This window comes from Zavarzinia sp. (assembly GCF_049306435.1).
Taxonomy (GTDB): domain Bacteria; phylum Pseudomonadota; class Alphaproteobacteria; order Zavarziniales; family Zavarziniaceae; genus Zavarzinia.
Map to the genome: position 1 here is coordinate 1 of NZ_JBAQRT010000385.1, position 12,767 is coordinate 12,767.

At 64.8% G+C, this 12,767-nt stretch carries 11 protein-coding genes and 1 pseudogene; 8 read left to right on the plus strand and 4 right to left on the minus strand.

Features of this window, described 5'->3' with window-relative positions; all coding sequences use genetic code 11:
* From WAZ62_RS21735 to WAZ62_RS21755, 5 genes and pseudogenes are all read left to right on the plus strand, one after another.
* Window positions 1–615, plus strand: a pseudogene (locus WAZ62_RS21735) (DNA repair protein RecN); the annotation flags it as partial.
* Entirely contained in the window at window positions 615–2,666 is a 2,052-nt protein-coding gene (ligA, locus tag WAZ62_RS21740; RefSeq protein WP_422645609.1) for an NAD-dependent DNA ligase LigA, read from the plus strand. The pseudogene WAZ62_RS21735 and the gene ligA, both read left to right, overlap by 1 nt.
* 133 nt (window positions 2,667–2,799) lie before the next feature.
* The gene (locus tag WAZ62_RS21745; protein ID WP_422645610.1) at window positions 2,800–3,126 is read left to right on the plus strand and encodes an SDR family oxidoreductase; all 327 of its coding nucleotides are present in this window, start codon (window positions 2,800–2,802) and stop codon (window positions 3,124–3,126) included.
* A gap of 102 nt (window positions 3,127–3,228) precedes the next feature.
* Window positions 3,229–4,224 carry a hypothetical protein gene (locus WAZ62_RS21750; protein ID WP_422645611.1) on the plus strand — a complete coding sequence of 332 codons (996 nt, stop codon included), beginning with the start codon at window positions 3,229–3,231 and terminating at the stop codon, window positions 4,222–4,224.
* Between the two features lie 350 nt (window positions 4,225–4,574).
* Entirely contained in the window at window positions 4,575–6,185 is a 1,611-nt protein-coding gene (locus WAZ62_RS21755) for a GMC family oxidoreductase (RefSeq protein ID WP_422645612.1), read from the plus strand.
* Here WAZ62_RS21755 and WAZ62_RS21760 read toward each other — a convergent pair.
* Complete coding sequence (locus tag WAZ62_RS21760) at window positions 6,167–7,318, minus strand: acyltransferase family protein (protein ID WP_422645613.1); 1,152 nt, start codon at window positions 7,316–7,318, stop codon at window positions 6,167–6,169. The genes WAZ62_RS21755 and WAZ62_RS21760 overlap by 19 nt on opposite strands.
* A 3-nt stretch (window positions 7,319–7,321) precedes the next feature.
* The gene (locus WAZ62_RS21765) at window positions 7,322–7,879 is read right to left on the minus strand and encodes a methyltransferase family protein (protein WP_422645614.1); all 558 of its coding nucleotides are present in this window, start codon (window positions 7,877–7,879) and stop codon (window positions 7,322–7,324) included.
* 143 nt (window positions 7,880–8,022) lie between these two features.
* On the opposite strand from WAZ62_RS21765, the gene WAZ62_RS21770 reads away from it, so the two are divergent.
* Both WAZ62_RS21770 and WAZ62_RS21775 read left to right on the plus strand, forming a co-directional pair.
* A complete protein-coding gene (locus WAZ62_RS21770) occupies window positions 8,023–9,000 on the plus strand; it encodes an alpha/beta hydrolase family esterase (RefSeq protein WP_422645615.1) in 978 nt (325 codons plus the stop codon).
* Window positions 9,001–9,009: 9 nt separating this feature from the next.
* A complete protein-coding gene (locus WAZ62_RS21775; RefSeq protein WP_422645616.1) occupies window positions 9,010–9,957 on the plus strand; it encodes an alpha/beta hydrolase family esterase in 948 nt (315 codons plus the stop codon).
* Window positions 9,958–9,971: 14 nt separating this feature from the next.
* On the opposite strand, the gene WAZ62_RS21780 is transcribed toward WAZ62_RS21775, so the two are convergent.
* Complete coding sequence (locus WAZ62_RS21780) at window positions 9,972–10,946, minus strand: GlxA family transcriptional regulator (protein WP_422645617.1); 975 nt, start codon at window positions 10,944–10,946, stop codon at window positions 9,972–9,974.
* Between the two features lie 94 nt (window positions 10,947–11,040).
* Here WAZ62_RS21780 and WAZ62_RS21785 point away from each other — a divergent pair, with 94 nt between their 5' ends.
* Entirely contained in the window at window positions 11,041–11,586 is a 546-nt protein-coding gene (locus WAZ62_RS21785; protein ID WP_422645618.1) for a cysteine hydrolase family protein, read from the plus strand.
* On the opposite strand, the gene aroC is transcribed toward WAZ62_RS21785, so the two are convergent.
* Window positions 11,587–12,657: a chorismate synthase gene (gene aroC / locus WAZ62_RS21790; protein WP_422645619.1), complete on the minus strand. Its 1,071-nt coding sequence runs from the start codon at window positions 12,655–12,657 to the stop codon at window positions 11,587–11,589. It lies immediately after the preceding gene.
* Window positions 12,658–12,767: the final 110 nt, after the last annotated feature.

Below are 12,767 nucleotides of genomic sequence, written 5' to 3' on the forward strand. Positions count from 1 at the left end.
GCGCGGGGCCGTCTGGTCGCCGCCTGCGCCGCGCTCAGCCGCGCCCGTATCGAAGCCGCCGCGCGGATGGACGCGGGGGTGAATGCCGAACTCGATGCCCTGAAGCTGGGCAAGGCCAAGTTCCGCACCCGGGTCGAGCCGCTGGGCGACGGGCAATGGACCGCCGACGGCGCCGACCGCGTGACCTTCGAGGTGGCGACCAATCCGGGCGCGCCCTTCGGCGCCCTGATCAGGATCGCGTCCGGCGGCGAACTCGCGCGCTTCATCCTGGCGCTGAAGGTCGTGCTGGCCGGGGCCGGCACGGCGCCGACCATGGTCTTCGACGAGGTTGATCGGGGCATCGGCGGCGCCGTCGCCGACGCGGTGGGCGATCGTCTCGCCCGGTTGGCCGGCAATGCCCAGGTCCTCGTCGTCACCCACAGCCCGCAGGTCGCGGCGCGCGGCCGTCAGCATTTCCGCATCGCCAAGGAAACCGATGGCGTCACCACGCGGACCGAGGTGGTCACCCTCGACAAGCCGTCGCGCCGCGAGGAAATCGCCCGGATGCTCTCGGGCGCCGAAATCACCCCGGCCGCCCGCGCCGCCGCCGATGCCCTGCTGAAAGGCGCCCGCTGATGGTGCCGGACGAAATCCGCGCGGAACACGCCCGTATCGCCGTCGAGGTACGGGAGCACGACCGGCGTTACTACGAGGAAGACGCGCCCTCCGTCTCCGATGCCGAATACGACGCGCTGATGGCCCGGCTGCTGGAGATCGAGGCCGACTATCCCGACCTGAAGGCCGGCAGCCCGACCGAGACTATCGCCGGCCAGGCGGCGGCGAAATTCGACAAGGTCGCCCACGCGCGGCCCATGCTCAGCCTCGAGAAGGTCTTCACCGAGGAGGATGTGCGGGCCTTCGTCACCAGCGTCCGCCGCTTCCTCGGCCTTGGCGAGGAGGAGGTCGCGCTCTATGCCGAGCCCAAGATCGACGGTCTCTCCCTCTCCCTTCGCTACGAGAAGGGCCTGCTCGTCCTCGGCGCCACGAGGGGCGACGGCCGGGTGGGGGAGAATGTAACGGCCAACGTCCGCACGATCGCCGGCATTCCCCAGACCTTGCGCGGCGCGCCCGACATTCTCGAGGTGCGCGGCGAAGTCTACATGGGACGGGCGGATTTTCTTCGCCTCAACGCCCGCCAGGCCGCGGCGGGGGAGAAGATCTTCGCCAATCCGCGCAACGCGGCGGCGGGCTCGCTGCGCCAGCTCGACCCGGCGATCACCGCCGCGCGGCCCTTGCGCTTCTTCCTGCATGGTTGGGGCGAGGTTTCCGCCCCCCTGCCGCCGACGCAAGAAGAGGCGATGCGATGGCTGGGCGACTTCGGCCTGCCGCTGAACCCCCGCGCGCGTCTCGCCCCCGATATCGGCGCGGTGATGGCGGTGTTCCGCGAACTGGAAGCCGAGCGGGCGAGCATCGATTACGATATCGACGGCGTCGTCTACAAGGTCGACCGGCTGGACTGGCAGGACCGTCTCGGCATGGTCTCTCGCGCGCCGCGCTGGGCCGTCGCCCACAAGTTCCCGGCCGAACAGGCACGGACGACGGTCGAGGGCATCGACATCCAGGTCGGCCGCACCGGCTCGCTCACCCCGGTCGCCCGGTTGGTGCCGGTCACCGTGGGCGGCGTCGTCGTCGCCAATGCGACCCTGCACAACGAGGATGAAATCGCCCGCAAGGATATCCGCGTCGGCGACACGGTCGTCGTCCAGCGGGCGGGCGATGTGATCCCCCAGGTGGTGCGCGTCATCACCGAGGCGCGGCCGGCCAGTGCCGTGCCCTTCGCCTTCCCCGACCATTGCCCGGTCTGCGGCTCCACCGCGACGCGGGAGGAGGGGGAGGTGGTGCGCCGCTGCACCGGCGGCCTGACCTGCGAAGCCCAGGCGGTGGAGCGCCTGCGCCATTTCGTCAGCCGCCAGGCCTTCGATATCGAGGGGCTCGGCGAGAAGCAGGTGAAGGCGCTGTGGGACTGGGGGATGATTTCCCACGGCCCCGCCGATATCTTCACGCTGGAGGCGCGGGACGCCGGCTCGCTCACGCCGCTTCGCGCGCGCGACGGCTGGGGCAGCCAGTCCGCCCGCAAGCTGTTCGAGGCGATCGCCGAGAAGCGCAAGGTGCCGCTCGCCCGGCTGCTCTTCGCCCTCGGCATCCGTCATGTCGGCGAGCGCAACGCCAGCCTGATCGCGCGCCATTTCGGCGGCATCGAGGCTTTCCGCTCCGCCTGCCTCGACGGCGAGGAGGCCAGGGCGGCCGCGCTGGCGGAATTGCTGACCGTCGATGGCCTCGGCCCGATCGTGGTCGAAGCCTTCGGCCAGTTCCTGGCCGAGCCGCACAACCAGCAGACCCTGCATGATCTCCTGCCGCTCCTCGATGTCCAGCCGCCGGAAGCCCGCGCGACCGACAGCCCCGTCGCCGGCAAGACCGTGGTCTTCACCGGAACGCTGGAGCGCATGACCCGCGACGAAGCCAAGGCGAGGGCCGAAACCCTGGGTGCCAAGGTCTCGGGCTCCGTCTCGAAGAAAACCGACATCGTGGTCGCCGGCCCCGGCGCCGGCTCCAAACTCGCCAAGGCCGCCGAACTCGGCGTCCAGGTCATGACCGAAGACGACTGGCTGGCCCTCATCGGCGGATGAGGACGCTGCCGGAGCCCTCCCCACCTCCCCCCCCCCCCCGCAAGCGGGCGGAGAGGGAGCCATTTCACCCTCTCCGCCCTTTGGGGGGAGAGGGCCGGGGTGAGGTGGGTGCCTCCGCTGTCGAGATCGTCAAATGAAGCCACGCGATGCACCGTCCCCGAAGCGGCGGAGCGGCGCATGGCGCGGCTTCCGCTTGCTGGAAATGACCCGCCGACGCGGCATCGACCTGCAGGACACCGGCATCCACGTCAACGTCCTCTCGCCCGCGCCGACCCGGACCGAACTCGCGCTCGACGTGGTGGGCGAGGAAACCCTGACCGCTCTGTGCGCCAGCACCCCCATCGGCCGCGTCGCCGACCCGTCCGAGACCGCCGCCGTCGCGGCCTTCCTGGCCTCGGCCGACAGCAGCTTCATGACCGGCGGCGAAGTCTTCGCCGACGGCGGCTTCGCGCAGGTTTGAGGGGGGGGCTGGGGTTGGGTATGGTGTTCCCATTATTCCTGCGTCCCCGTCATTACCGCCTTTAAAGATTGAACGAAGGTGCGATTCTTTCTTATATAGAGAATGACGCGTTCGGGCTTTTTTATTTTTTACAACGACATCCAGGGCATCAATAATTTTTTTGATATGGTGGAAGATATGGAATCAAAAATGCAATCAAAAAGAATTGATTACCCTTCTGAGTATTTAAATGTAAGAAGAAATCTTCTGCTGGCATGCACAATGTTTTTGCTATCATCTTATTTTCTTTCAAAAGTCACAGATGGAATTTCGCTAAATGGCCTACATTTCGATGGATTTGGTATAGATACTGTTAGGTCTATATTATTTGTATTTGCTACATATGAGTTCGTGGTATTTTTTGTAATGGGAAAAAATATAAGAAAGAATTGGCTATACGGAGATTCTGGAATGAATAGTGCTTTCAATCAGATACTGGAAATTCAACATAAATATAGAAAAATCGATATAAAAAATGTTGATGTATCTCAGGATTATATTATTGAGATAATATCTATATTTAATCAAATAAAAGAAGAAAACTCGCAACTAAATAGGAAATTATTGCAAGAAATTATTAATATAAACGAAAACGCTAAGAAATGCTTAGAAATTATAAGTAAATGTGATGGGTTTGCGGATAAATTTTCTAATTTTTACAAAAATATTATAAATGTGAAAAATTTATCTGATGAGAATTTTGACAAGTATGATAAATTTAAACAAGACGTTTACCATCTTCGCGACGAAATTATGATAGTGATGGAGGCAATGAATGATTTCGTCAACGAAGATAAATACAAATTTATTCGAAGTGTTGAAAGAATTGATGTGAATGCCGTGGTGAATTTGAATGAAAATTTCAAAATCGCCGCAAAAATGAAAGATGTTGCTGAAGATACTAAGTCATCTCTTTCTCAAATAAGAAAAACTATGAGCGCGATTAATCGTGATTTGAAAATTGAATTCAGAATATTTGATACCATTCCGATCTTTTATTATATTTTGTCGTTAGCTGTATTCGTTTATAAAATATCAGGCGTAAATTTTTCTGAATAACTACGCAAGAAAATTAATCAGATAGCAACAATGGCTTTATGTACAAGAGCGAGGGTTATAGATGTCAACTGCCTTTTGACGGCGGTGGCATCGGGATGCGCTTTGTCTCTCCCCGGTCGTGCCATACAACGCGTAAGTGGGTCCGACTCGGGGAGTTGCGGCTTCCGGACATTGCCGGGGCGCCAGAGTTTCGGGCACGGAAAATTACTGTGAAGTTATTTTGAGCGTGCGACTTCCCACCCCCAAATTTCCCTTCCCACCTGCCACCGATGCGGTATTTTCGTGACTGACAAATTGTCGGATTGGCGGTGACGAGTCCGGCGAGAACGATAAGCCCCGGGGAGAGGGACATGTACGACTACATCATCATCGGTGCCGGCTCGGCCGGCTGCGTGATGGCCAACCGGCTGTCGGCCAATCCCAACACGAAGGTGCTGCTGCTCGAGGCCGGGCCGACCGACAAGCACTGGTCGGTGATGATGCCCTTCGGTGTCGTCGCGCTGATGCGCTCCAAGGTGCGGAACTGGGGCTATCACACGGTGCCGCAGAAGCACATGGCGGGCCGGGAGATGTTCTGGCCGCGCGGCAAGACGCTGGGCGGCTCGTCCTCGATCAACGCCATGATCTACACGCGCGGTCACCGCGACGATTACAACGACTGGGCCGCCCTCGGCCTTCCCGACTGGTCCTACGACCGGGTGCTGCCCTATTTCAAGAAGGCGGAGCACAACGAGCGCATCACCGACCAGTATCACGGCAACCTCGGCCCGCTGAACGTCACCGACCCGCGCCACCCCAATCCCCTGTGCGATCTCTATATCGAGGCGGGCAAGCGCTGGGGCCTGAAGGAAACCACGGATTTCAACGGGGCGGAGCAGGAAGGCGTCGGCTATTACCAGCTCACCCAGAAGGAAGGGCAGCGCTATTCCGCCGCCCGCGCCTATCTGTGGGAGATCATGGCGCGGCCGAACCTGACCATCCTGACCGGCGCCCATGTCATGGCCATCGAATTCGACGGCAAGCGCGCGCGGGGCGTGCGCTTCCGCCAGAAGGGCGAGGCCCGTGTCGAGGAAGCGGCGCAGAGTGTCATCCTGTGCGGCGGCGCGATCAATTCGCCGCAAGTGCTCCAGCTCTCGGGCATCGGCGATCCCGCCGACCTGAAGGCGGCGGGCATCGCCGTCCGTCACGATCTGCCGGGCGTTGGCAAGAACCTGCGCGATCATCTCGACATCACCCTGCAGCAGCGCACCAAAACCGCCGAATCCTATGGCTTCTCGTGGCGCATGGCGTATCGCGGCGCCATCGGCCTGATGGATTACTGGGTCCGCAAGCGCGGCATCTACACGACCAATGTCGCCGAAGCCGGCTGCTTCGCCCGCACCAATCCGGACGATCCCCGGCCCGACGTGCAGATGCATTTCATCCCGGCGATCCTCGAGAACCACGGGCTGAACACCAAGTTCGGCCATGGCTATTCGACCCATGCCTGCCAGCTGCGGCCCCATTCGACCGGACGGCTATGGCTGAAATCGGCCGATCCCTTCGCCGATCCGGCGATCGATCCCAATTACCTCGCCGAGCGGGAAGACGTGGAATGCCTGATCCGCGCCTTCAAGCTGTCGCGCGACGTCATCCTCGACCAGGCCTTCGCCGACAAGCGCGGCAAGAACCACGACTTCACCTGGGAAGCGGCGAGGACCGATGCCGAGATCGAAGCCTATGTCCGGCGCTGGGCCGAGACGGTCTATCACCCGGTCGGCAGCTGCAAGATGGGCCACGATGATCTCGCCGTGGTCGACGACCAGTGCCGCGTTCATGGTATCGAGGGCTTGCGCGTCGTCGACGCCTCGGTCCATCCGACGCTGATCGGCGGCAATACCAATGCGCCGACGATCATGACCGCGGAAAAGGCCAGCGAATATATCCTGGGCGGCGCCTCGGCCTATTCCCGGGCAGCCTGAACCTTGAGGGCCTGACGCTTCGGCTTCAGGCCGAACAGGAAACGCACCGGGCCGAAGGGCCGGACGATCAGATGATAGGCGGCGAAGGTGATCGCGGCGGAGCCGAAGCAGATCACCGCCGCCTTCACCCACAAAGGCAGGGCGAGCGGCACCACCAGAAACGCCAGCGCGACCACCGGCAGGTGATGCAGGACATAGAGCGGCAGGGTCGCCTCGCCCATGTAGCGGTCGAAGGCGCCGTGCGGCCGCAGAATCCGCCGGCCAAGGCCCAGAAGCCCGGCGACCAGGCACCAGGCGGCGATGCCCCGCGCGCCCAGCGCCACCGCCCCCCAGCGCGCTTCACCGATATAGAAGAGGGCGAAGGCGGCGAGCCCGAGGCCGAGGAAGGCGAAGGGCCGGGCGGCGATATCCGTCTCGATCCGGGGCTGGCGCGAGACGATGGCGCCCATCAGGAAGAACACGGTCTCGATCGAGAGATTGGCGACATCGCCGGACAGATTGGGCAGGTCGCCGTAAATCGGCCGCAGCAGGATCTCGGCCGCCGCGCATAGAAGCGCCGGCCCCGCCAGCCAGGCCCAGCCCCGGTCCAGCCGGTCATAGGCACTGGCGATCCGCTTCAGCAGCCAGCCGAAGACAAGACAGAACAGCAGCAGATAGACGATGAACCAGAGATGCGACCAGGTGAACTGGTTCAGCCTGGTGGCGAAGCGGCCATAGAATTCGAAATAGCCCATGTCGAGCGGTTCGGCCCCCGGACGAAGGCCGCTCGGCCGCAGGTCGATGCCGCCGAGCCTCTCCAGATATTTGATCGCGGGCGCGAACAGCACCAGGCCGACCACCAGGGGCGGCAGCAGGCGGGTGAAACGATCCTTCAGGAAACTGGAAAGGCCGCGGCTGGACAGGGCGGTCGCCGCAGCGAAACCGGCGATGAAGAAGAACAGCGGCATCCGCCAGACATGGGCGAAGGCGGCGAAAAGATCGAGCGCGCCCGAGGCGATCGCGTTCTTCACATGATAGGCCGGATCGTGATCGAAGACCTTGGCGGTATGAAAGGGGAACTGGATGAAGCAGGCGAAGATGCGCAGCAGGTCCAACTCCCGCCGCCGCGCCGCCGCTTCGGGACGATGGGACATGGGTCAGGTCCTGAAGATCCGCCAGGGCAGGAACATGCCGGTGCGTCGCCGATAGGCGTCATAGGCCGGGGCCAGCCGGCTCGAGGCGAATTTCGCTTCCTCGCGCAGGGCCGCCCAGGTGAAACCGGCGGCCATCACGGCCACCGCGATCAGCAGCAGGGGCTGACGCGCGGCGATCGTCCCGCCGATCCAGTACAGCAGATAGGCGGTATAGAAGGGATGGCGGATCAGGCGATAGGGGCCTTCCGCCACCAGGAAATCGGGCTCGTCGCCGGAAAAGGCGAGGGACAGGCGCTGCCGCCGCGTGGTCATGACCGCCCAGCCATATAGCGCGGCCGAGGCCAGCAGGAGGACAAGCGCGGGCACGAAACTGTCCCAGGTCGCGCGGGTCCCGGAAATCTCGGCGATGACGCCGCCCGTGGTCGCGCCCGAGAGGATCGCCAGCACGCGCATCGGCCAGGGCGTGCCTTCGGGCCGCCGGAAATAGGCGAAATAGCCGATCGTGAAGGCCAGAAAAATCACACTGGCGAGGATCAGCAGCAGTTCCTGGGGCAGGCGCATGATCTGTTCTGGTCTTCCCTACGCCGATTCAATCACGGCACCGGCGCGTGTTCCGGCCGGCGCGGACTATAGGGGCAGCCCGGGTTCTTGCAAAGCGCCCGACTTGGCACCAAGGTGCGATTAACCACGACAAGGGACCCTTCATGTTCATGCTTTCCACCGTCCTGCGGCTTCCGGTGGTGCTCTGTTTTCTGTTCGCCGGGGGCTGCGCGCTGCAGTTGCCGGTCGCGGAGCCGAAGTCGACCCTGTTCGAGGATTTCGGTCCCAATCCGGGATCGCTGCTGATGCGCGCCTATGTGCCGCGCGGCCTGAAACCGGGGGCGCCCCTCGTCGTCGCCCTGCATCATTGCTTCCAGACCGCCGATGATTACGCCGCCGAAACCGGCTGGCTCAGCCTCGCGGAGAAATACGGCTTTGCCGTGCTGATGCCCGAGCAGCGGCCCTTCAACGATCCCAACTATTGCTTCCAGTGGTTCAACGACTGGCAGCAGGGGGCCAAGGGCGACGAGCCGGTTTCGATCCATTCGATGATCACCGCCATGATCGCCGCCTATCGGCTGGACGAACGGCGGGTCTTCGTCACCGGCCTGTCGGCGGGGGGCAGCATGGCCTTGATCCTGATGGCCAATTATCCCGACCTGATCAACGCGGGCGGCGTCTTCGGCTCGCTGCCGGTCGGTCAGTCCGACATCATGCTGACCGCCCCGGTCGCCATGTTGGGTTTCGGCGAATCGTCGCCGCAAGCCCTGGCCCGCCGGATCACCAGCGTGATCGACTGGCCCGGCCCCTGGCCCCGCCTGTCGGTCTGGCAGGGCAGCGACGATCCGATGGTCGCGCCCTCCAATGGCCCGCGCGTGCGCGACCAGTGGCTGGGCCTGACCGGGCTGGACGGGCAGCGGCCGGTCGCCGATCGCATCGGTCCCTATGAACGCACCACCTGGATGGGCGGGGACGGCCGACCGGCGGTGCAATTCACCGATCTTCAGGGCGTCGGCCATTCGGTGCCGGTCGATTCGCGCCATGGCTGCGGTGTCGCGCCCAAGGGGGTCAGCCAGCTGGTCAGCGATGTCGGTGTCTGCTCATCGCTCGAATTGCTGAAATTCTGGGGTGTCGTGCGTTAGGGGATGGCCATGCGGATAGGGGTGCTGCTGCTCGTGATCCTGTCATCCTGGCCCGCGCTCGCGGCCGGGGATGAATTCCGCTTCACCGCGCCGGACGGCAGGTCGCGCGACTATCTCCTGTCCGTGCCGGCCCGGGCGGACGGCGCCGCGCTGCCCCTGATCATCGTGCTGCACGGCACCTATGGCAGCGCCGACAAGATGGAAAAGCACCTGGGGTTCGAGCCTTACGTCGAGCGTTACCGGGTCGCCGTCGCCTATCCCGATGCCTATCGCGAAAGGGGCGCGCGCCGGACCTTACGCTGGAACGACGGCCGGGGCACCCTGGCGTCGAGCGAGGCCGGCATCGATGATGTCGCCGCCCTCCGCGCCCTGGTCGACGACATCGGACGGCGCGTCAAGCTCGATCGTCGGCGCGTCTTCGTCGCCGGGGCGTCGAACGGCGGCATGATGGCTTACCGCATCGGCTGCGAGGCGGCGGATCTCGTCGCCGGCATCGCGCCGGTGATCGGCGCCGTGGCCCGGCCGATCTATCCGGACTGCCGGCCGTCGCGGCCGATTTCCATCCTCGCCATCAATGGCATGGACGATCCCATCGTGCCCTTCGCCGGCGGCACGGTCTGCGCCGATGTGCCGAAAATCTTCTGCGAGCGGGGCGAAGTCGCGGGGGCGGAAGAATCGCTGCGCCGCTTCGCCGATGGGGCCGGCTGCAAGGGCGCGCCCGCCGTCCGCGATCTGCCGGCCGGGGTCGATGACGGCACGCAGGTTCGCCGCGTCGATTACGCGGGCTGCGCCGCGGGTGTCCGCGTCCGGGGCCTCTGGGTGCGGGGCGGGGGCCATGCCTGGCCGCCGCTGCCCAGCCAGCTTGGTCAGCGGCGCAGCGGCCGCTCTACCGGCAATCTCGACGCGACCGAGGCGATCGTCAGATTTTTCCTGACGCCCGGTGATTCAGTCCCCTGAGCCGGGACGGCGATTCAGTCCCCTGAGCCGGCCCGGCCGAAGCGCTTGCGATAGGCCCCGGGCGACAGGCCGGTGAGGCGCTGGAACAGCTTGCGGAAGGCCGAAGGGTCGTCATAGCCGACGTCGAAGGCGATCTGCCCGACGCTGCGACGGGTCAGCTCCAGCGCCGCGCGGGCGTTGGCGACGCGAATCTGCTGGCAATATTCGGTTGGGGTCATGCCGGTCGCCTTGCGGAAACGGCGGAGGAATGTCCGCTCCTCCAGCCCCGACAGGGCGAGCATGGCGGCGAGATCGGCGCCGACCGCGCCCGAGGCCTGCAAGCCGTGCTGAACCTTCAGGATCGCGGCGTCGCCATGGCCAAGGACGGGGATGAAGGCGCGGTAACTGCGCTGATCCCGCCCCGGCGGATCGACCAGCAGGAAGCGCGCGGTATCGAGCATGATCGTCGGCCCCAGCAATCGCTCGACGAGGACGAGGCCGAGGTCGGCCCAGGCCATGACGCCGCCCGCGGTGATCAGGTCGCCATCATCGATCACCAGCCGGTCGGCATCGACCCTGATCTCCGGGAAACGCCCCGCCAGCATCCCGGCATAGCCCCAATGGGTGGTCGCCGGCCGCCCGGCCAGCAGACCTGTTTCCGCCAGCAGGAAGGCCCCGGCGCAGACCGAGGCGAGAACGGCGCCCCGGGCGTGGGCTTCCGCCATCCAGCGGGCGAGGGGGCGCATGTCCGCCGCCGGCATGAGCGGGGCGAGGCTGGGCGGCGCGATCACGATGGCGGGGTCATGCGCGGGGCCGGGGCCGCTGTCGTGGACGCAGGCCATGGCGTCCCCGGTCCGCCGCCAATGACTGACCCGAAGGCCACCGGGGCCGCCCCGTTCCCGCGCCATGCGGGTGGCGACGGTGAAAAGGTCGGTCAGGCCATGGATCGCCGCCGCTTGCGCCCCGTCATAGAGGAGAAGGGCGATCTCGGGCATGGGGATGGCGGTCATTTGTCGGTTTCGGCCCGCTGAATGTCGATTTCGCCAATCCAAATCACGGCCGCTTGCCGATATCAATAAGGGGCACAAGGCAAGGAGCCCCATCATGAGCAAGCGCGCGGTGATCGTCGTCGATATCCAGCAGGATTATTTCCCGGACGGGCGCTGGCCCCTCGCCGGGGTGGAGGCGGCGGCCGACAAGGCGGCGGCGGTGATCGCGGCGGCGCGCTCGGCGGGCGATCTCGTCGTTCACATACGGCACGAATCCCCGGCCGAGGCGCCCTTCTTCGCGGTCGGCACCCCGGGCACGGACATTCATCCCAAGGCCGCGCCGCGGCCGGGCGAGCCGGTGATCACCAAGACCGAGGTGAACGCCTTCCTGAAGACCCCGCTCGACGCGACTCTGAAGGACGCGGGCGTCAGCGATGTGACCATCGTCGGCAGCATGAGCCACATGTGCGTCGACGCGGCCAGCCGCGCGGCCTCCGACCTTGGCTACAAGGTCACGGTGATCGAGGATGCCTGCGCCACCCATGATCTGGAACTCAACGGGCGCAAGGTGCCGGCGGCTGATGTCCATGCCGCCTTCATGGCCGCGCTGGGCTTTGGCTATGCCGAAGTAAAGACGGCGGACGCCTGGCTCGGCGCCTGATCAGCCGATCTGGCCCCGGTGGCGGAGCAGGTGATCGGCCAGCACGCAGGCCATCATCGCTTCGCCCACCGGCACGGCGCGGATGCCGACGCAAGGGTCGTGGCGGCCCTTGGTCGAGACTTCCGTGTCCTGCCCGTCCAGCGTCACGCTGTGACGCGGGGTGAGGATCGACGAGGTCGGCTTCACCGCGAATCGGGCGACCACATCCTGGCCGGTTGAAATGCCGCCGAGGATGCCGCCCGCCTTGTTCGAGCCGAAGACGACCTTGCCGTCTTCCATGCGCATCTCGTCGGCGTTTTCCTCGCCATGCAGGGCGGCGGCGCCGAAGCCCGCGCCGATTTCCACGCCCTTGACCGCGTTGATCGACATGAAGGCGGCGGCGAGATCGCTATCGAGCTTGCCGTAGATCGGCGCGCCGATTCCCGCCGGCACGCCCGAGGCGACGACCTCGACGACAGCGCCGACCGACGAGCCGGCCTTGCGGACGGCGTCGAGATCGGCTTCCCACAGTTTCGCCGTCTCCGCGTCGGGGCAGAAGAAGGGATTGTTGTCGACCTCGGCCCAATTCCAGCGCTCGCGCTCGATCAGGCGGGCGCCGACCTGGATGAGGGCGCCGCGGATGGTGACGTCCGGCCCCAGGATCTTGCGGGCGATCGCCCCGGCGGCGACCCGCGCCGCGGTTTCCCGCGCCGAGGAGCGGCCGCCGCCCCTTGGGTCGCGAATGCCGTATTTCACCTGATAGGTGAAATCGGCATGGCCCGGGCGGAAGCTCTGGGCGATCTCGGCATAATCCTTCGAGCGCTGGTCGGTATTCTCGATCATCAGGCTGACCGGTGTGCCCGTGGTCAGGCCTTCATAGGTGCCGGACAGGATCTTCACCTCGTCCGGCTCGCGGCGCTGGGTGGTGAACCGGTTCTGGCCGGGCTTGCGCTTGTCGAGAAAGCCCTGGATGTCGGCTTCGGTCAGCGGAAGGCGCGGCGGCACGCCGTCGACGACGCAGCCAAGGGCCGGCCCGTGGCTCTCGCCCCAGGTGGTGACGCGGAACAGATGACCGAAGCTGTTGTAGGACAAGGCTTGTTCCCTGAACTTTGAGGCATCGTCGTCCCGGCGAAGGCCGGGACCTCGAGACGGAAAAGCACCTGTGCCCGGTTTCGCCGAGGTCCCGGCCTTCGCCGGGACGA